The 19,082-nt window shown below is 74.4% G+C and carries 19 protein-coding genes; 11 read left to right on the forward strand and 8 right to left on the reverse strand.

Annotation, left to right across the window (positions count from 1 at the left end):
• Positions 1–6: 6 nt before the first annotated feature.
• A complete protein-coding gene (locus tag AB0M92_RS36200) occupies positions 7–741 on the reverse strand; it encodes an SOS response-associated peptidase (protein ID WP_366106612.1) in 735 nt (244 codons plus the stop codon).
• 407 nt (positions 742–1,148) lie between these two features.
• Between AB0M92_RS36200 and AB0M92_RS36205 the strand changes: the two genes are divergently transcribed.
• The gene (locus tag AB0M92_RS36205; RefSeq protein ID WP_366106613.1) at positions 1,149–1,349 is read left to right on the forward strand and encodes a hypothetical protein; all 201 of its coding nucleotides are present in this window, start codon (positions 1,149–1,151) and stop codon (positions 1,347–1,349) included.
• A gap of 68 nt (positions 1,350–1,417) precedes the next feature.
• On the opposite strand, the gene AB0M92_RS36210 is transcribed toward AB0M92_RS36205, so the two are convergent.
• From AB0M92_RS36210 to AB0M92_RS36220, 3 genes are all read right to left on the reverse strand, one after another.
• Positions 1,418–2,635, reverse strand: a complete 1,218-nt coding sequence (locus AB0M92_RS36210; protein WP_366106614.1) for an FAD-dependent monooxygenase — start codon at positions 2,633–2,635, stop codon at positions 1,418–1,420.
• A 122-nt stretch (positions 2,636–2,757) separates the two neighbouring features.
• Complete coding sequence (pgm, locus tag AB0M92_RS36215; RefSeq protein ID WP_366106615.1) at positions 2,758–4,398, reverse strand: phosphoglucomutase (alpha-D-glucose-1,6-bisphosphate-dependent); 1,641 nt, start codon at positions 4,396–4,398, stop codon at positions 2,758–2,760.
• 110 nt (positions 4,399–4,508) lie between these two features.
• Positions 4,509–5,492, reverse strand: a complete 984-nt coding sequence (locus tag AB0M92_RS36220; protein ID WP_366106616.1) for a class I SAM-dependent methyltransferase — start codon at positions 5,490–5,492, stop codon at positions 4,509–4,511.
• Positions 5,493–5,571: 79 nt separating this feature from the next.
• On the opposite strand from AB0M92_RS36220, the gene AB0M92_RS36225 reads away from it, so the two are divergent.
• Positions 5,572–6,192, forward strand: a complete 621-nt coding sequence (locus AB0M92_RS36225; protein ID WP_366106617.1) for an XRE family transcriptional regulator — start codon at positions 5,572–5,574, stop codon at positions 6,190–6,192.
• Positions 6,193–6,208: 16 nt separating this feature from the next.
• Here AB0M92_RS36225 and AB0M92_RS36230 read toward each other — a convergent pair whose 3' ends face one another.
• Together AB0M92_RS36230 and sigK are read right to left on the reverse strand one after the other, a co-directional pair.
• Positions 6,209–6,961 (reverse strand): anti-sigma factor, encoded by a 753-nt coding sequence (locus AB0M92_RS36230; RefSeq protein ID WP_366106618.1) that lies wholly within the window; start codon positions 6,959–6,961, stop codon positions 6,209–6,211.
• A complete protein-coding gene (gene sigK / locus AB0M92_RS36235; protein WP_366106631.1) occupies positions 6,958–7,482 on the reverse strand; it encodes an ECF RNA polymerase sigma factor SigK in 525 nt (174 codons plus the stop codon). Before sigK ends, AB0M92_RS36230 begins: the two co-directional genes overlap by 4 nt.
• Before the next feature lie 384 nt (positions 7,483–7,866).
• On the opposite strand from sigK, the gene AB0M92_RS36240 reads away from it, so the two are divergent.
• The 4 genes from AB0M92_RS36240 to AB0M92_RS36255 all read left to right on the forward strand — a co-directional run bounded on the left by AB0M92_RS36240 (position 7,867) and on the right by AB0M92_RS36255 (position 12,152).
• Positions 7,867–9,132: an FAD-dependent oxidoreductase gene (locus tag AB0M92_RS36240; protein WP_366106619.1), complete on the forward strand. Its 1,266-nt coding sequence runs from the start codon at positions 7,867–7,869 to the stop codon at positions 9,130–9,132.
• 149 nt (positions 9,133–9,281) lie between these two features.
• A complete protein-coding gene (locus AB0M92_RS36245) occupies positions 9,282–10,040 on the forward strand; it encodes a DUF1365 domain-containing protein (protein ID WP_366106632.1) in 759 nt (252 codons plus the stop codon).
• Positions 10,037–11,326, forward strand: a complete 1,290-nt coding sequence (locus tag AB0M92_RS36250) for a cyclopropane-fatty-acyl-phospholipid synthase family protein (RefSeq protein ID WP_366106621.1) — start codon at positions 10,037–10,039, stop codon at positions 11,324–11,326. The genes AB0M92_RS36245 and AB0M92_RS36250 overlap by 4 nt, the downstream gene beginning before the upstream one ends.
• Positions 11,327–11,423: 97 nt before the next feature.
• A complete protein-coding gene (locus AB0M92_RS36255) occupies positions 11,424–12,152 on the forward strand; it encodes an alpha/beta fold hydrolase (protein WP_366106622.1) in 729 nt (242 codons plus the stop codon).
• On the opposite strand, the gene AB0M92_RS36260 is transcribed toward AB0M92_RS36255, so the two are convergent.
• Together AB0M92_RS36260 and AB0M92_RS36265 are read right to left on the reverse strand one after the other, a co-directional pair.
• A complete protein-coding gene (locus AB0M92_RS36260) occupies positions 12,124–12,744 on the reverse strand; it encodes a hypothetical protein (RefSeq protein ID WP_366106623.1) in 621 nt (206 codons plus the stop codon). The two genes, AB0M92_RS36255 and AB0M92_RS36260, sit on opposite strands and share 29 nt — an antisense overlap.
• Positions 12,745–12,845: 101 nt before the next feature.
• The gene (locus AB0M92_RS36265) at positions 12,846–13,256 is read right to left on the reverse strand and encodes an organic hydroperoxide resistance protein (protein WP_366106624.1); all 411 of its coding nucleotides are present in this window, start codon (positions 13,254–13,256) and stop codon (positions 12,846–12,848) included.
• A 122-nt stretch (positions 13,257–13,378) separates the two neighbouring features.
• Between AB0M92_RS36265 and AB0M92_RS36270 the strand changes: the two genes are divergently transcribed.
• From AB0M92_RS36270 to AB0M92_RS36290, 5 genes are all read left to right on the forward strand, one after another.
• Positions 13,379–13,861: a MarR family transcriptional regulator gene (locus AB0M92_RS36270; RefSeq protein WP_366106625.1), complete on the forward strand. Its 483-nt coding sequence runs from the start codon at positions 13,379–13,381 to the stop codon at positions 13,859–13,861.
• A gap of 41 nt (positions 13,862–13,902) precedes the next feature.
• Positions 13,903–14,289, forward strand: a complete 387-nt coding sequence (locus AB0M92_RS36275; protein ID WP_366106626.1) for a VOC family protein — start codon at positions 13,903–13,905, stop codon at positions 14,287–14,289.
• Between the two features lie 216 nt (positions 14,290–14,505).
• On the forward strand, positions 14,506–16,113 hold the full coding sequence (gene mdlC / locus AB0M92_RS36280) for a benzoylformate decarboxylase (protein WP_366106627.1): 1,608 nt from the start codon (positions 14,506–14,508) through the stop codon (positions 16,111–16,113).
• 58 nt (positions 16,114–16,171) lie between these two features.
• Positions 16,172–17,578: an FAD-linked oxidase C-terminal domain-containing protein gene (locus tag AB0M92_RS36285; RefSeq protein WP_132753481.1), complete on the forward strand. Its 1,407-nt coding sequence runs from the start codon at positions 16,172–16,174 to the stop codon at positions 17,576–17,578.
• Positions 17,575–18,990 carry a cytochrome P450 gene (locus tag AB0M92_RS36290; protein ID WP_366106628.1) on the forward strand — a complete coding sequence of 472 codons (1,416 nt, stop codon included), beginning with the start codon at positions 17,575–17,577 and terminating at the stop codon, positions 18,988–18,990. The genes AB0M92_RS36285 and AB0M92_RS36290 overlap by 4 nt, the downstream gene beginning before the upstream one ends.
• Positions 18,991–19,082: the final 92 nt, after the last annotated feature.

Genomic DNA, 19,082 nt, shown 5'->3' on the forward strand with positions numbered 1-19,082 from the left:
GCCCGGTCAGGGGGCGGCCGGGGGATCGAGCAGCTCGGGGCCGTTGTGCTGCACGCTGTTGACCGCCGTGGAGACCGCCCGTACGTCGAGGTGGCCGCCGGCCGGGGTGCGGAGCAGGGCCCGGAGGTCGTGGAGGTCCTCGTGGGCCGGGTCCAGCCAGGCGTCGTGGTCCCGCGCCGCCACGGCCAGCGGCATGCGGGGGTGGATGCGGCCGGCCGCGTCGGAGGCCTCGGTCGTGATGATCGTGGCGGTGACGAGCCAGGCGGCCGGGTCGTCCTCGTCGGTCACGGCCGGGTCGCGCCAGAACTCGTACAGTCCGGCCATGGCCATCACCCCGGCGTCCTGCGGAGCGATGTAGTACGGCTGCTTGTACGCCTTCGCCGTGGCCGTGGCGGCCACCGGCTGCCACTCGTAGAAGCCGTCCGCGGGCAGCAGGCAGCGGCGCCGGGCGAAGGCACGGCGGTAGGCCGGCTTCTCGTGCACCGTCTCCACCCGCGCGTTGATCATCCGGGCGCCCCCGTTCGGGTCCTTCGCCCAGGAGGGGACCAGGCCCCAGCGCAGGGTGCGCAGCCGGCGCTCGACCTCTCCCGTCGTGCGGTCGGGGCGTTCGAGGACCGCCCACACCTCGTCGGTGGGGGCCACGTTCCAGCTCGGTGCCAGCGTCTCCCGGGGGTCCCAGCGGGCCTCGAACAGGCCGGCCAGGTCCTCGGGGGCGCGGCTGGAGGCATATCGACCGCACATGGCGTCCACTGTCGCACCCGGAGGGCCGTTCCGGCCGCGCGCCGCCCCGCCGTGGCGGAGCCGAGCCCTCCGTGGTGCCGGCGCCGCGGGCGCGGGATCAAGGAGGGGTACGTGCCCGCAGCCGCCGGGGCGGCCGCCCGGGCCGCTCACCGCGGACGGCCGCCGTCTCCAGCCTAGGCCGCACTGCGGCCACCCCGCTCGGTGACGGCCACCGGGCGGGGTGGCCCCGCTCGTGCGGGCGGCCCCCGGTCGCCCGCCCCCGCTGGCCGACGGCCCGGTGGCGGGCGGGCATCGAAGCGTCGGAGGACGACGGAGGCGACGGAGGCCCCGGATCCGACGGAACCCACCGGAAGCGGCAGATCGGTGACGTGCTACCTGTCCCTGGCCCGGGCCGCGGCGTTCAAGGCGTGGTACTGGAGCCCCAGGCGGACCAAGGCAAGGAGTCCGTGGACGCCGTCCTGGCGCTGGAGAACACGTACGTCCTGCGGGTGAACCCATTGACGCCCGCCGACTGCGCCGCCTGCCGCACGACCGTCGTCATCGGCCACGAGTACGACATGACCGGCAAGTACGGGTGCAGCCGCTCGGAGGGCACGGTCATCGTCTGAGCCCTCGGGGCCGTACGGGTCCACGGCCTCATGGCCTCCGGGCCTCATCACCTCGCGGCCTCACGGCCTCACGGCCTCATCGCCTGGCCTCCGATGTCGGCGGCTCCGTCGAGCAGTTCCTGCCACCACGACTCCACCTCGCGGTGGTCCATCGTGGCCCAGGCCGGGGTCTGCTCCACCTGGCCCCGGCCGAGGCGGCGGGCCAGGGCGACCATCTCCCGCCCCGCCGCGCCGCGCGCCGCGTGGTACGCGTCCAGCAGCTCGGACCAGGTGCCGGCCCGGCGCCAGGCTTCCTCGAACGCGCTGGCGTCCTGGAGCGCCTTGGCCACCCCGCTCGTGTTGTGCGGGCGCACCACGGTCGCCGCGTCGCCGGCGAGCAGCAGGCGCCCGGCCGTCGTGCGCGCCGCCTCCAGGTCGTAGATGGGCTGGACGTAGGTGTCCGCCGGCTCCGTCAGGGCGAGCACCCGCGCCCAGTGGGGCGGGAACTCCCGGTCCAGCAACGTACCCAGGTGCGCCGTGAGTTCCTCGGTCACCCGCCCCGGCGGGAAGCTCGTCGGATCGCCGAACGGCAGCCGGCCGCTGTTCGGGGGCGTGGCGTACAGGACCCAGTTCACCCGTGGGCCGGCCGGCCCGGGGATCGGGTAGATCACGCAGCTCCCGCCGGGGAAGCAGATCGTGGTCACCGCGTCGGTGGGCACGCCTCCGTTGCCGAGCCCCTCCAGCCGCCGGGCGTCGAGGTTCCCGCGCCAGCAGACGTACCCGGCGTAGACCGGCCGGGAGTCGGGGCAGACGGCCTCGCGCACCACCGAGCGGTACCCGTCGGCGCCGACGACCAGGTCGTACGGCTCGGCCCTCCCGGCGGCCGTCCGCACCTCGGCCCCCGCGCCGGTGTCGGCCACGCCGGTCACCGCCGCGCCCTGCCGGTAGACCACGGAGGCGGGCGTCGCCTCGCGCAGTCCGCGCCACAGGAGGCCCCAGTGGTACGAGTGGAAGGGGAAGGGCTGCTCCCAGAACACCCGCCCGGCCGGCCCGGCCGCCACGTCGTCCCGGACGATCCAGCGGCGCCGGCTCAACGGGTGCGCCGCGATGCCGGCGGGCAGGGCCCCGGCCGCGGCGAGTTCGGCGGCCCGGCCGTCGTGGATGCAGAGCCCCAGCCCCCGGTCCGCCAGCCGTCCCTGGGTGCGCTCCAGCACCACCACCTCGTCGGCGCCCGCGCGGGCCGCCGCCGAGGCCAGCGCGCACCCCGCGACGCTCCCGCCCACCACCGCGACCGTACCGCCTCGCATGACTGCTCCCTCCGTGCGAACTCCCGGAGCCCGTCAGCCTACTGAGAACCGCCCGGCGCGGTGGGCGGTTCTCCGGCGGCCGGGCGCGGCGTGGCGGCGGAATGCGGGGGAAGGCGGGGAAATCAGCCGGCCAGTGCCGCCGAGACGACGGCGCGGGCCTCCTCCTGCACGCGGGCCAGGTGGTCGGCGCCGAGGAAGGATTCGGCGTAGATCTTGTAGACGTCCTCCGTGCCCGACGGGCGCGCCGCGAACCAGGCGTTCTCCGTGGTGACCTTGATGCCTCCGATCGCGGCCCCGTTTCCGGGAGCCTCCGTCAGCACCGCCGTGACCGGCTCGTCCGCCAGGGTGTCGGCGGTGACCTGTTCGGGGGACAGCCGGCCGAGGACCGCCTTCTCCTCCCGGGTGGCCGGGGCGTCGATCCGGGCGTACGCCGGCTCGCCGAACCGGGCCGTGAGACCGGCGTACCGCTCGCTCGGGGTCTGCCCGGTCACGGCCAGGATCTCCGAGGCCAGCAGGGCCAGCAGGATGCCGTCCTTGTCGGTGGTCCACACCGATCCGTCGCGGCGCAGGAAGGAGGCCCCGGCAGACTCCTCGCCGCCGAAGCCGATGGTGCCCGCGGAGAGCCCGTCCACGAACCACTTGAAGCCGACGGGGACTTCCACCAGTTCGCGGCCCAGGTCGGCGGCCACCCGGTCGATCATCCCCGAGGACACCAGCGTCTTGCCGACGCCCGCGCCCGACGGCCACTGCCCGCGGTGGCCGTAGAGGTACTCGATCGCAGTGGCGAGGTAGTGGTTGGGGTTCATCAGCCCGCCGTCCGGGGTCACGATGCCGTGCCGGTCGGCGTCCGCGTCGTTGCCGGTGGCGATCTGGAACCGGTCCCGGCCCTCGATCAGCGAGGCCATCGCGTACGGGGAGGAACAGTCCATCCGGATCTTGCCGTCCCAGTCCAGCGTCATGAACCGCCAGGCGGGGTCGGTGTACGGGTTGACCACGGTCAGGTCGAGCCGGTGCTCCTCGGCGATCCGGCCCCAGTACGCCACGGAGGCCCCGCCGAGCGGGTCGGCCCCGATCCGCACGCCCGCGGCGCGCACGGCGTCCAGGTCGAGCACGGACGGCAGATCGCGTACGTACGCGCCGAGGTAGTCGTACGTCCCCGTGGTCGGGGCGGCCGACGCGCGTGCGAACGGGATCCGCCGGACCTCCTTCATCCCGCCGGTGATGATCTCGTTGGCGCGCTCCTGGATCCAGCCGGTCGCGTCCGATCCCGCGGGCCCGCCGTGCGGCGGGTTGTACTTGAATCCGCCGTCCGCGGGCGGATTGTGCGAGGGGGTGACCACCACTCCGTCGGCCAACGCCGAGGAGCGGCCGCGGTTGTGGGTGAGGATCGCGTGCGAGACCGCGGGCGTGGGGGTGTAGCCGTCGGCGGCGTCGACCAGCACGGTCACGTCGTTGGCGGCGAACACCTCCAGGGCGGTCACCCGCGCGGGTTCGGACAGGGCGTGGGTGTCCGCGCCGAGGAACAGGGGGCCGTCGATGCCCTGCTGCGCGCGGTACTCGCAGATCGCCTGGCTGGTCGCGGCGATGTGGTCCTCGTTGAAGGCCGTGGCGAGGGAGGAGCCGCGGTGTCCCGAGGTGCCGAAGCTGACGCGCTGGCCGGGATCCGCCGGATCGGGGTGCAGGGCGTAGTACGCGGTCACGAGCCGGGCCACGTCGACCAGGTCCTCCGGGCGCGCCTGCTGCCCCGCTCTTTCGTTGAGCATCCGGCCTATTCCTCCGTACTGGATCAAAGAGAACAACGGTGGCCATTGTGTCGCCCCCTGAACGTGCCCGCACCGCCGCGCTCCCACTCGGCCCGCGCCTGTGCCCCGGGTCACGCCACCGGGCCGGCGCTCCGCACGCCGGTGAAGACCGTGGTGGCGGCCAAGAGGAAGGCGTCGGGCCGCTGCCCGATGCCCTGCGGGGCCTCCCGATCGAGCAGCACGTCGAGGGTGTCGAGGTCTTCCGCGTCGAGCATGTCGACCGCGGTCTCCCGCAGCCGGGTCAACTGGGCGTGCAGGAAGGCGCGGGCCGTTGCGCCCAGCGGGGCGGGCAGGTCGAGCAGGTACGTGAATCCCGCCGCGCGGGTCAGCCCGGCGCGGCCGAGCATCGCGGGCCAGTCCTCGGTGACGGGGGTGCTGCCGGGGAGCCCGGCCCGCATGATCGAGAACCAGTGCTCCAGGACGGCGTCCAGCCGGGCCTGCAGGCCCGGCCTGCCGATCCCGATGTCGCGCGGCAGGAAGCGCATCGGCAGCCCGCCCTCCGCCACCGCGAGCACCCCGCCGGGCCGCAGCGCGCCGGCCAGCGCGTCCAGCGCGCCCTGCTGGTCGCCCAGGTGGTGGACGGCCTTGCTGCTCCAGATCAGATCCGCCGTACCAAGGCTGCTCAGACCTTCGGTCAGCTCGGCGTGGCGTACGGTCACCCGGTCGCCGACACCGAGCCGTTCGGCGCGGGCCAGGGTGCGGTCCAGCAGGCCGGGCGCCGCGTCGACGGCGACGGTCTCGGCACTGGTGAAGGCCTCGGCGAGCACGCAGGTCATCACCCCGGGTCCGCTGCCGACGTCGAGCACGCGGCGGACCCCGGACGCCGGGCCGATCAGCTCGCCCAGGTGGGCCGCCGTCCGGCGCAGGCCGGGGAGCTGCAGTTCGGCGCCGTGCTCCAGCTGGGTCGCCATGACCTCCCAGTCGACGTCGGTGGAGTGGTGGGCGTGCCCCTGTCCGTGGGCGTGGGCGTGTGCGGGGCCGTGGGCGTGTGGGGGGCCGTGGCCTTGGCCTTGGCCTTGGCCGTGTGCGGGGCCGGAATCGCGGTGTGCGCTCATGCCGCGGAGCCTGCACCGGGTGGGCCCGTTCCGACAACTCTTGTTGCCGTTTCCGGGACGGCCGGGGTGGAATGTCCTCATGGACACACCAGCCGACACCTCTCCGCCCTACCAGTCCGTTCTCGACGAGGTCGGCCCCCGGCTCAAGCGGCTGCGCGCCAAGCGCGGCCTCACGCTGGCCGCGCTCTCCGAGACGACCGGCATCTCCAAGAGCACCCTGTCCCGGCTGGAGTCCGGCCAGCGCCGCCCCAGCCTGGAACTGCTGCTGCCGCTGGCGGGTGCGTACCGCGTGCCCCTGGACGACCTGGTGGGAGCGCCCGAGGTGGGCGATCCGCGGGTCCGGCTGACCTCCCACGAGCTGCCGTACGGTGGCTCGTTCGTCCCGCTGTCCCGCACTCCGGGACCCCTCCAGGCGTACAAGATGATCATCACTGACCGGGGCTCCGAGCCGGACCTGCGCACCCACGAGGGTTACGAGTGGATGTACGTACTGGAGGGCCGGCTGCGCCTGGTGCTCCCGGAGCACGACCTGGTCCTCGGCCCCGGCGAGGTGGCCGAGTTCGACACCCGGCTGCCGCACTGGTTCAGCAGCGCCGACGGCCGGCCCGTCGAGGTCCTCAGCCTCTTCGGCCGGCAGGGCGAACGCATGCACGTCCGCGCGAGGCCCACCCCGAGGCCCGCTTCCGCGGACACCCCCTAGGGGGGTGTCGGACGGGTCAGTTCGGCAGGGCCAGGAGCGTCAGCGGGCGGGTGGTGGGCCGGGCGGAACCGCCCGCGGGTTCGACGGTGAGACCCACCCCGGAGGCGCCCTGGAGGCCGCCCTCCATGAGGGTGGCCCCGTCCTGCGTGAGGAGCCCGGCGGGCCGCATGGCGCCGTGGTCGTCGAACCAGAGCTGGTAGGTCCGGCCCGCTCCGGGGTCGGGGAGCCCGGCGCCGATGAACACCGCCCTGTTGCGCGACTTGGAGCTGACCACGGAGGTGGTGGCTCCGGCGGTGGTGCGGCCCCGTACCGTACGGGCGTCGGAGGCGGCCACGACCGAGCTGACGTCCTGGAGACGGCGTTCGGAGGCCTGTGCCAGCTGCCTGGCCTCCTCGGCGAGCCGGTTCTGCCGGACGGTGACCCCGCCGAGCACCGCCGCGGCGGCGATGCTCGCGGCGATCGCCAGCGTGATGGCCTTGCGGCGCAGGATGGCGGTGAACGTCATCGGAGGCCTGCCCGCGGCCGGGAGCAGCGGGGGCAGTTGGCGGACCGAGTCGATGCCGTGGAGGACCGCGTCCTTCATGCGCGCCGGCGGCGGCAGGGTGGCGGCGCTGGCCAGGCGGGCGGCTGTGGCGGAGAACTCGGACACCTCCTGCCGGCAGGAGGGGCAGTCGTCGAGGTGCTCGGCGAACACCTCGTGTTCGGACGGCGTGAGTGCGTGGAGGGCGTACGCGCCGGTGAGGGTGTGCAGTTCCCCGTCGTGCTTCATGTGGTCACCCCCATGCAGTCGCGCAGCCGGATGAGTCCGTCGCGCATGCGTGTCTTGATCGTGGGCAGCGGAGTGCGCAGGGTCTCGGCGACCTCGCGGTAGGTCAGGCCCTGGTAGTAGGCCAGGGTGACGGCTTGGCGCTGGATCTCGGTCAGGCCGCGCATGCAGCGCCGTACCTGCTCGCTCTCCAGCCTGGTTTCGACCTGTTCCGCCACTTCGTCGAACGGGCGCGCCTGCTGGCGGGCGGCCTGGTCCTGTTCGCGGTTGATCGCGGCCTGCGCGGAGCGCACCCGGTCGACGGCCCTTCGGTGGGCGAGCGTGGCGGCCCAGGTGAGCACGCTGCCCTGGTCGGGGCGGTAGCGTGCGGCCTGGCGCCACAGGTCGATCATCACCTCTTGTGCCACCTCTTCGGACTGGGCTCGGTCGCGTACGACGCGGACGACCAGTCCGAACACGGTCCCGGACAGGGCGTCGTACAGCGCGGAGAACGCGTCCTTGTCACCACGGGCCACCCGGGACATCAGGTCTTCGAGCCGGGGGGCCGCGGTGTCGGCGACACCGAAGGGCAGCGGTTGCCCGGTGGTGGCGGAGGCTCCGCCGGGGTCCGTCCGTCGCATGACTGTCCTTCCCGTCGCAAGGTCCGGCCCCTTCACAACGAGAGCCGACCGCTCCGGATCGTGCCAGGTTCGCGTTCTTGACCGGTCTTCGGAGCAGACATCTGTACGGATTGGTCAACCAGGTCGCCAATTCCCGATCAATGTGCAGCAGGTTTCGATTACCTCTGCCCGCGCGACCGCTCCCGCTCCCGGCAACTGCCACCAATCCGCGGGAACCCCGGCCGCGAAGCAAGGGGCAGACGCCGTCTGCGACCCGACGACGGCGTGGCGACCGGTGGGGAGTGACGGATGGTGCGTACCCAGAGTGTGGCCGTGATCGGCGGCGGGGTGGCGGGACTGACCGCGGCCTACGTGCTGCAAAAGGCGTGCGACGTCACGCTGTACGAGGCGGACCCCCGGCTGGGGGGCCACGCCCACACCCACGAACTGCCCGCCTCGGACGGCGGAACCGTGCAGGTGGACTCGGGGTTCATCGTCCACAACGAGCACACCTACCCGCTGCTGATCCGGCTCTTCCGCGAACTCGGAGTGGCCACGCAGGACTCCGAGATGAGCATGTCCGTACGCTGCGACGGCTGCGGCCTGGAGTACGCGGGGGCCCGCGGACCCGCGGGCCTGTTCACCGGGCGGGCGGCCCTGCGCGGCCGGTACCTGCGGCTGCTGGCGGAGGTACCGGCCTTCCACCGCCGCGCCCGCCGCCTGCTGGCCGCGGGCGGCCTCGACCCGCGTCTCACCCTGCGCGCGTTCCTCGCCGAAGGCGGGTTCTCCCCGTACTTCGTCGGCCACTTCATCACGCCGCTGGTGTCGGCCGTGTGGTCCTGCCCCGCCGATACGGCGCTGGAGTACCCGGCCGCGTACCTGTTCCGCTTCCTCGACCACCACGGGCTGCTCTCCGTGACCGGCTCCCCGCAGTGGAAGACCGTCACCGGTGGCAGCGCGGCCTACGTGGAGAAGGCGGCCAAGGAGATCAGCAACGTCCGGACCGCCACCCCGGTCAACCGGGTGGACCGGATACCGAGCGGCGTGCTCGTGGGCACCGAGGACGGCACGACGGAGCCCTACGACGCGGTCGTCATCGCCACGCACCCCGACCAGGCACTGCGCATGCTGGCCGACCCGACCCCGGACGAGCGGCGGATCCTCGGCGCCTTCCGGTACGAGGAGAACCCGACGGTGCTGCACACCGACACCGGCCTGCTGCCCCGCTCGCGCAGAGCCCGCGCGTCCTGGAACTACCACCTCCACGACTGCGACCCGGGGCCGGAGGGGGTCCGGGTCAGCTATGACATGACACGGCTCCAGCGGCTGCCGGGCCGGACGCGGTACCTCGTCACCCTGAACCCGGGCGGCCGGATCGACCCCGAGCGCGTCCTGGCCCGCATGGAGTACGCGCACCCCGTCTACACACCCGAGTCGGTGGCAGCGCAGCGGGCGCTGCCCCGCCTCAACACGCGGGTCACCGCCTTCGCCGGGGCGTACCACGGGTGGGGGTTCCACGAGGACGGCTGCCGCTCGGGCGTGCGGGCGGCCGCGGCCCTGGGAGTGCGGTGGTGAGCCGGGTGGACGCGCCCACGGTGGCGCGGCGGATGCGCCGGAGGGGTCCGGCGGTCGCGAGGGTTGCGCCGGATCCGATCGCCCCGCCGGGTCCCGTGTTCCCGGCGGAACCGGTGGCCCCGGCGCAACCGGTGGCCCCGGCGGATCCACTGGCCCCGACGCCGCCCGCGCTCCCGCCCGTCGCCGTGCCGGCGCTGTACGACTGCGTCGTCTCCCACGCGCGGACGGCCCCCGTGCGGCACTCCTTCCGGCACCTCACCTACATGTGGCTCGTGGACCTGGACGCCCTCCCCCGCCTCCCGTGGCCGCTGCGCCCGCTGGCCCGCTTCGACGCCCGGGACCACTTCGCCGGCGCGCGGACCATCCGGGCCGGCCTGGACGCGTACCTGGCCTCCCGGGACGTGCGCCTCGGCGGCGGGCAGGTCCTGATGCTGGCCCACGCCCGGGTCCTGGGGTACGTGTTCAACCCGCTGACGCTGTACTGGTGCCACGACCGGACCGGGGCCCTGGTCTGCGTGGTGGCCGAGGTCCACAACACCTACGGGCAGCGCCACTGCTACCTGCTGCGGACCGACGGCGCCGGCCGGGCCGAGGCGGCGAAGGAGCTGTACGTCTCGCCGTTCTTCCCCGTGGACGGCCACTACCGCATGCGCCTGCCACAGCCGCGGGAACGGCTGGGGATCGCCGTCCAGCTCGAACGCGCCGGTCAGCGGCCCTTCACCGCGACCCTGAACGGCCGGCACCGCCCCGCCACCCCCTTCGCCCTGCTGCGCGCGGTCGCCCGGCGGCCGTGGTCCACGGCGGCCGTCTGGGCCGGGATCCGCCGCCACGCCGTCCGACTGCTGCTCCGCGGCCTGCCCGTACAGCCCCGCCCCGATCGCGCACTCCAGGAAGGCACCCTCTCGTGACCCTTTCGCTGCCCCGCACCGCCGACGTCCCCGACTCCGCGCCCGCCACCGGCCCCGATGCCGAGGCGGAGGCCTGGCCGGACGTGGCGCGGCCGCCGGCCGCCCCCTTCGGGCACGCGGCGCTCGCCCGCCGGCTGGTCCGGCGCGCCGTGGCCGCCCTGCCGCTGCGCTGCCGCTTCGGCGCCGAGCCGGCCCTCGGCACCGGGCCCTCGCTGACCGTCCACGACCCGGACGCCTTCTTCCGCCGGATCGGGGCGCAGGGCCTGATCGGCTTCGGGGAGTCCTACATGGCGGGCGAATGGGACAGCGACGACCTGCCCGGCCTGCTGACCGTCCTCGCGGCGCACGTGGACGACCTGATGCCGGTCCCGCTGCAACGGCTGCGCGGGGCGTGGGTGCAGCGCAGGCCCGAGGCGCAGCTGAACTCGCGGACCGGCGCCCGGGAGAACGTCCGCCGCCACTACGACCTGTCCAACGAGCTGTTCGCACTCTTCCTGGACGAGACCCTGTCGTACTCCTCCGCCGTGTTCACCTCGTTCCCCGCCCGCCGCGAGAGCCTGCCGGCCGCTCAGCACCGGAAGATCGACCGGCTGCTGGACCTCGCGTGCGTCGGCCCGGGCAAGAGCCTCCTGGAGATCGGCACCGGCTGGGGCGAGCTCGCGCTGCGCGCGGCCGCCCGCGGGGCGCGCGTGACGACGGTGACCCTCTCCGCCGAGCAGCAGCGCCTCGCCCGCCACCGGATCGCCGCCGCGGGGCTGGCCGACCGGGTGGACGTGCAACTGCGGGACTACCGTGATGTGGGGGGCCGGTACGACGCGGTGGTGAGCGTGGAGATGATCGAGGCGGTCGGCAGGGACTTCTGGCCGACGTACTTCGCCGCCCTGCGCGACGCGGTGGCGCCCGGCGGACGGATCGCGCTCCAGTCCATCACCATGGGTCACGAGCGGATGCTGCGCACCGCCCGTACGCACACGTGGATCAGCAAGTACGTCTTCCCCGGCGGCCTGATCCCCTCCCGCGAGGCCATCGAGGCGCACGCGGGCGGCGCGGGGCTGCGGATCGTCTCCGACCAGGGGTACGGGGACCATTACGCGCAGACGCTGTGCCTGTGGCGGGAGCGCTTCGCGGAGCGGGCGCGGGCGGTGGCGGCGCTCGGTTTCGACACCACGTTCCGGCGCATGTGGGAGTTCTACCTGGCGTACTCGGAAGCCGGGTTCCGCTCCCGCTACCTCGACGTCCGGCAGCTGCTCCTGACCGAGGACGTCCCGCAGGGGGCGCGGCCGTGACCCCCGCGTCCTGGGACGGCCCCGGCTACGGCCCGGCGACGGCCGCCGGGGCCGCCGTCGCCGGGTTCCTCCCCCCGCCGCCGCGGGGAGGCCGCGCGTGAGGGCGCCGACGGGTGCGCTGGTGCTGCACCGGGTGCCGCGGGAGCCGGCAGCCGCGGTGCTCCTGCTGCACGGAGGGCGGGCGGAGGGACTGGGCGCCCCGCCGCGGCCGAACCTGCCGGGGCTGCGGATGCGTCCGTTCGCGCGGGCGATCGCGGGGGCGAGGGCGGCGCGGGACGTGGTGGTGGCGGAGGTCCGCTACGAGCACCGGGGCTGGAACGGTCACCGCGCCGACCCGGTCCACGACGTGTGGCAGGCGCTGCGCGAACTGTGCTGCGTGGCCGGGCCCCTGCCCGTGGTGCTGGTCGGGCACTCCATGGGCGGGCGCGCCGCGCTGCGGGCCGCCGCCGATCCGCTGGTCCGCGCGGTGGTGGGGCTCGCGCCGTGGTGCCCGCCGGGCGAACCGGTCCTGCACCTCGGGGACACGGCGGTGGTGCTCGTGCACGACGAGGCGGACCGGGTCACGGACGCGCAGGAGTCGTGGGACTACGTACGGCGGGCCCGCGCGCGTGGTGCCCGGGCGGCGGGCATCGCCATGCCCGCCGGCGGGCACGCGATGCTCCGCCAGGCTCCGGCCTGGCACCGGATCGCGAGGAACACGGCGCTGGGCCTCCTGGACCTGGCTCCGCTCCCGGAGACCCTGTTCACGGAGGGCGTTCCCACCACTGCGGGGGCCGCGGCGCGGGGCCGGCAGCCGGTCAGCGGCCCGGTGCGGCCGCGACGGTGAATCGGCGGCGGTCCGCGTCCTCGACCTCCCGGCCCAGGGGCGCGAAGGCGAGGAAGAACAGGAGTCCCGCCAGCGGCAGCAGGTCCAGGCTGATGCCCGTGGCCACGATGCCCGCGGCGACCGCGAGGGGCCGCCAAACGGCCGTCCGGCGCAGGGCGGCCAGCTGGGTCAGGAGCAGCAGCAGGCCCAAGTGGAAGAGGAGGGGACCGACGGTGTAGACGGCAGGCTCCACACCGGCGTGGCTCTTGACGCGCCGGAAGATCTCGCGCATCGCCTCGCGGTCCTCGCCGAGGAACCCGGCGACGAGGTCGATGACCGCCTGCGCGACGACGGCGGCCGTGCCGAGCAGCGCGGTCACCGCCCCGGCTCCGGCGAGCCTCCGGCCGCCCGCGCTCCGCCCCGCCGCGGCCGTCCGGCGCATCCCCAGTACGACGGGGACGAAGCACAACACGGCTGCCAGGAAGAAGAGATGGCCCGAGGACCAGGCGAGCCCGGGTCCGTGTTCCTCGTCGGTCAGGCGGATGAGCCCGTAGGCCGTCATGCAGAGCGGTCCGGCGCTGAACGCCGCCCGCCGCCATGGTGAGTTCGACATGGATCGATCGTGTCGGCGCCGCGAGCGCCGGCCCTCCGGGAAAGCCCCGGCCCGCCCCTGACGGGACGGGCCGGGGCTCCTTAGGGGAGAACCCGTGGGGACTATTCGACGACCAGGGTGACGGGGATGTTGCCGCGGGTGGCCTTGGAGTAGGGGCAGACCTCGTGGGCCTGCTTGACCAGCATCTCGCCCGTCTCGCCGGCGAGGGACTCCGGCAGCTCGACACGGAGGGTGACGGCCAGGGCGAAGCCCGTGTCGTCCTTGCCGATCGAGGTCTCCGCGGTGACCGAGACCTCACCGGTGTCGACCTTCGCCTGCCGGCCGACCAGGCCGAGCGCGCTGGCGAAGCAGGCCGCGTAGCCCGCCGCGAAGAGCTGCTCGGGGTTGGTGCCCTGGCCGCTGCCGCCGAGCGCCGGGGGCATGGCCAGCGCGAGGTCGATCTGGCCGTCGGAGCTGACCGTGCGGCCTTCGCGGCCGTTGGCGGTGGCGACAGCGGTGTACAGCGCGTCCATGGGGGGTCCTCTCGCGGTGGTGACCGTTCAGCCGGTGATCGACTGACACCCAGAATTAGAGCACACAATTAAGTTGTGCACAACTAAATGCCTCGCAAGCCCGCCCGGGTACACTTGCGTCCATGAGCGAGCAGCCGACCCAAACCCTCCGCGAGGAGGACTTCCTCCGCCTGGACGGCCAGATCTGCTTCGCACTGAACGCGGCCGGCAGGGCTTTCAACGGCCTCTACCGCGTCGTCCTCAAGGACCTCGGCCTGACCTACCCCCAGTACCTGGTGATGCTGGTGCTGTGGGAGCACGGCACGACGCCCGTCAAGGAGATCGGAAGGCACCTCCGGCTCGACTCGGGCACGCTGTCGCCGCTGCTCAAGCGCCTTGAGGCGGCCGGGCTGGTCCACCGGGAGCGCAGCACCGAGGACGAGCGGTCCGTGCGCGTCGGCCTCACGGAGGAGGGTGCGGCGCTGCGCGCACGCGCGGTGGAGGTGCCGCGAAGGATCGCGGCCGCCACGGGCTTCGAGCTCGCCGAGATCCGGGACCTCCAGATCCGCCTGCACCGCCTCACCGCAGCCCTGGACGCCGCCGCCGACGCCGCCCCCCAGGCCTGACCGGCGGGCCGTGCGCCCTCGCCGGGTCTAGGTTCGTCGGCATGGTCCACGTACTCGGAAGCCGCGTCCTGCTCACCCCCACCGACCCGGAGCGCTCGCGCGCCTTCTACGGAGGCACCCTGGGGCTCGCCGTCTACCGGGAGTTCGGCACCGGGCCGGACCGCGGCACGGTCTACTTCCTGGGCGGCGGCTTCCTGGAGGTCTCGGGACGCGCCGAGGGCCCGCCGGCCCCCGGCCTGCGACTGTGGCTCCAAGTCGCCGACGCGCAGGCGGCGTACGAGGAGTTGCTGACACGGGGCGCAGAGGTGCTGCGGCCGCCCCGGCGGGAGCCCTGGGGGCTGATCGAGACGTGGGTCGCCGACCCCGACGGGGTCCGCATCGCCGTGGTGGAGGTCCCGGAGGACCACCCCCTGCGCTTTCGCCCTTGAGCCCGTGAGCGCCTAGCCCGTCCACCCATCGGGGGGACATCGGGCCCGCCCCCTGGACACGCCGTCAACCGCTTCCGGCCCTGTGGCCAGCACGGAAGCGGGTGCGCGGCACGCGCATACCAGAGACGAATATGCCGTGGAGCCATTTTGTAAAGATCAACTCAGTGTGCTGGATTGATCACCGACAGTGCCCCCGGCTGCGCGGAAGGACACCGAATGCGCACGGTTCGCGAATCAGTCCTGGACGTTCTACGAGCACGTGGTGTCACCACGGTCTTCGGCAACCCCGGCTCGACCGAACTGCCGATGCTCAAGCAGTTCCCCGAGGACTTCCGCTACGTACTCGGCCTCCAGGAGGCCGTCGTCGTCGGAATGGCCGACGGTTTCGCCCTCGCCTCCAGAACCACCTCCCTCGTCAACCTGCACACCGGCCCCGGCACCGGCAACGCGATGGGCGCCATCCTCAACGCCCGCGCGAACCGCACCCCGATGGTCGTCACCGCGGGGCAGCAGGTGCGCGCCATGCTCACCATGGAGGCCCTGCTCTCCAACCCGCAGGCCACGCTGCTCCCCCAGCCCGCCGTCAAGTGGGCGTACGAGCCCCCGCGCCCCGCCGACGTCCCGGCCGCGCTGGCCCGCGCCGTGCAGGTCGCCGAAACCCCGCCCCACGGGCCGGTGTTCCTCTCCCTCCCGATGGACGACTTCGACGCGGAGCTCACCGAGCAGGAGGACCGGGCCGGCCAGACGGCCGCCGCCCGCCGGATCACGCACACCGCCGCGCCCGACGCCGCCACGGTCACGGCGCTCGCCGACCGGATCTCCCGCGCCCGCTCCGCCGTCCTCGTCGTCGGCGACGACGTCGACGCCTCGGGCGCCTGGGACGCCGTCCTCGCCCTCGCCGAGCGCACCGGGCTGCCCGTCTGGGCAGCGCCCGTCTCGGCCCGCGTGTCCTTCCCCCGCAGCCACCCGCAGTTCCGCGGGGACCTGGCCCCCGCGATCGGGCCGCTCGGCCGGCAGCTCGCGGGACACGACCTGGTGGTCGTGGTCGGCGCGCCCGTGTTCCGCTACTACCCGTACCTTCCCGGGGACCACCTGCCCGAGGGCGCCGAGCTCGTGCTGCTCACCCGGGACGCCGAGGAGGCCGCCCGGGCCCCCGTCGGGGACGCGGTCGTGGCGGACCTGGTCCTGACCGTACGGGCCCTCGCCGACCGGTTCCCGGCGGCCGGCGCGCACGCGCCCGCCCCGCACGAGCAGGTGCGCTTCCCCGAGGCGGCCGACGGGGTCCTCACCCCGCCCGCCGCCTTGTCCGCCATCGCACAGGGCGCCCCCGAGGACACCCTCTGGGTCAACGAATCGCCCTCCAACGTCCCGCAGTTCCACGAGGCCACCCGCATCAGCGCCCCGGACTCGTACCTGTTCTCCGCGGGCGGCGGACTGGGCTTCGGTGCGGCCGCGGCCGTCGGGGCGCAGCTCGGCGCTCCCGGCCGGCCCGTGGTCTGCGTCATCGGCGACGGCTCCATCCACTACGCCGTACAGGCCCTGTGGACCGCGGCCGCGTACAAGGTGCCCGTCACCTTCGTCGTCCTCAGCAACGCGAAGTACGCGATCCTCCACTGGTTCGCACAGCTCGAACACGCCCAGGGCTCCCCCGGCCTCGACATCCCCGGCCTGGACATCACGGCCGTCGCCGACGGCTACGGGGTGCGCACCCACCGGGCCCAGGGCGCGGGTGAACTCACCAAGCTCGTACGGGACGCGGCGGCCCAGCAGGACGGCCCGGTGCTCATCGACGTGCCCGTGACCACCGAGCTCCCCTCCCTCTGAAGCCCGGCCCCCGGCAGCCCGGACGCCAGCCTCCCCCCACCACCGTCAGAAGGCCCCCATGTCGCCCGACACCCCTCTCCTCTCACGCCTGCGCACCCTCCTCACCGACCACGCCGACGTCCTGCACACCGATCCGGAGACGCTCGCCGCGCACGCACGCGACGCCGCGCCGTTCTCCGTGGCCGGCACCCCGGCCGTCGTCGCCTTCCCGCGCACCGCCGAGCAGGTCCGGCACATCATGCGCACCACGTACGAACTCGGCGTCCCCGTCGTCCCGCAGGGAGCCCGCACCGGCCTCGCGGGCGCCGCGAACGCGATCGACGGCTGCGTCGTCCTGAGCACCGCCCGGATGAACCGCATCCTGGAGATCGACCCCGCCAACCGGCTCGTGCGCTGCGAGCCCGGCGTGGTCACCAAACGGCTGAACGACGCCGTCGCCGAGCACGGCCTCTCCTACCCGCCCGACCCCGCCTCCTGGGAGCACTGCACCATCGGCGGGAACATCGCCACGGGCGCCGGCGGCATCTGCTGCGTCAAGTACGGGGTCACCGCCGACTACGTGCGCGGCCTCGACCTCGTGCTCGCCGACGGCCGCCGGATGCGGACCGGCCGGGACACGGCGAAGGGGGTCGCCGGGTACGACCTGACCCGCCTGCTCGTCGGCTCCGAGGGCACCCTGGCCGTCATCGTCGGCGCGACGCTCGGGCTGTGCCCCGTAAGGCCGCCCGCGCTGGCCATGCTCGCCCAGTTCCCGACCCTGACGGCGGCCGGGGACGCCGTCGCGTCGATCACCGCGGCCGGGCACGTCCCCTCCGCCCTCGAACTCCTGGACCGGGCCACCTCGCAGGCCGTCGCCGACCACGGGCACCCGATGATGACCCCGGGCGCCGCGGCCACGCTGATCATCGAGAGCGACACCGCCGAGCCCGCCCGCGACCTCGCGTCGATGGCCCTCCTGTGCAAGGAGGCCGGGTCCCGGAACGTGGTCACGGCCTCCGGCGCCGAGGAGTCCCGGCAGGTCATCGAGGCCCGGCGGCTGGTCACCCCGGCCCTGGGCGCGTTCGCCGCGACCCTCGGCGGCCGGCCGACCGCCTTCATCGAGGACGTGGCCGTACCGCGCTCCGAACTGGCCAAGTTCATGGGCACGATCGAGGAGATCGCCGTACGGAACCGGCTGCGGATCTTCACTCTCGGCCACGCGGGCGACGGCAACCTGCACCCGACGGTCGTCTTCGACGAATCGGACGCGGACGAGTTCCGCCGCGCCCAGACCGCGTACGACGACATCATGGCCGCGGGGCTCGCCCTCGGCGGCACCAGCACCGGCGAGCACGGCATCGGCACCCTCAAGCGCGAGTGGCTGACCCGCGAGCTCGACCCGGTGAGCCTGGAACTCCAACGCGGGCTCAAGCGTCTGTTCGACCCGAAGAACCTGCTCAACCCCGGCAAGGTCGTGGAGGCATGACCGAGGCAGCCGCGGGCACGGAGAACTCCACCGGGGACTCCGGCATCCCGCACCAGGGCGCGGACTCCGGCTCCGCCCCCCTCCGCGTACCCCGGCCCGCCCGGGCCGGGCGCGCCGAGACCGTCCGCTTCGCCGCGACCCACACGCTGCCCGCGTTCGTCCGCGGGGCCTTCCACCTGCGGCCCCGCGTGGTGGCGGCGTACGCGGCCCTCGGCCAGCAGGGCTGGTCGGCCGCGACCCTGCGGGCCATGCGCGCCCGGCACGGCGGAGCCCCGGTGGAGGTGCGCGGCCTGTCCGGGCCGCTGCTGGTCCTGCTCGACCACGCGGACGTACGGCGGTTCTACGAACTGCCCGTGCGCACCCTCGCCATGGACGCGCCCGACAAGTACAAGGGGCTGTCGCTGCTGGAGCCCACGGGCGTCATCTGCTCCCACGGCGACACCCGCGAGGAGCGCCGCCGCGTCAACGACGAGGTGCTCGCGGCCGACCGGCCCGTGCACCCTTCGTGCGAGGAGTTCCGGGCCGTCGTCGCGCAGGAGGCGCCCGGCCTGGTCCAGGGCTCGGAGCTGGACTTCCCACTGCTGCGCCGCACCGTGGCCCGGATCGGACGCCGGATGGTCCTCGGTGACGCGGCCGCGGGGGACGAGGAGCTCGCCCGGTGGCTGCTCGTGATCCGCGAGGAGGCCAACTGGATGCGGATGCGCAAGGGCCGCGCCGTGGCCGCCGAGGCGCTCTACCGCAAGGCCGCCGCTCGCGTCGAGGAGTACGCCGCCCGGGCCGAGCCGTACACCCTGGCCGCGCTCGCCCGCAGCCACCCGGCCGCCGCGGGACCGGACGCCGCCGCGCTGGACGCGGTGGGCCAGGCCCACCACTGGCTGCTCGCCCTCGACACCGTCGGCCCGACCGTCGCCCGTACCCTGCTGCTGCTCGCCGCGCATCCGGCCGAGCAGGAGGCGCTGCGGGCCGAGGTGGACGGGGAGGGTGCGGAACTGCCTCGGCTGCGGGCCTGTGTGGAGGAGACCCTGCGGCTGTTCCCGATCGTGCCGGACCTCGTACGGGTCACCCGGGCCGAGACCGAGTGGCGCGGGGTGCACTACCCGGCGGGGACCGCGGTGCTCGTGCCCGCCCTGTTCCATCAGCGCGATCCCGAACACGTCCCTGCCGCCCACCAGTTCGTGCCCGCCCGGTGGCTGCGGTCCGGGGCTGCGCAGGACATCCGGATGGCCCCGTTCAGCCATGGCGGCGGGCGCTGCCCGGGCGAGCACCTGGGCGTGCTGACGGCGGCCCTGCTGGTCGCGGCGGTGCTGCGGGGCCACCGGGTCACCGGCGGCAGGCCGGCGGTGGACCCGTGCCGTCCGCTGCCCGGCATCCTCGCCTCGGCCGGCATCCGGCTCGCTCTCGCCCCGCGCTGAGCACGTGCGGCGGGGGGGGGGGGGGGGGGCCGCCGCGCGCCCCCCCCCCCCCCCCCCCCCCCCCCCCCCCCCCCCCCCCCCCCCCCCCCCCC

This window comes from Streptomyces sp. NPDC051582 (genome assembly GCF_040681715.1).
Classification (GTDB): domain Bacteria; phylum Actinomycetota; class Actinomycetes; order Streptomycetales; family Streptomycetaceae; genus Streptomyces.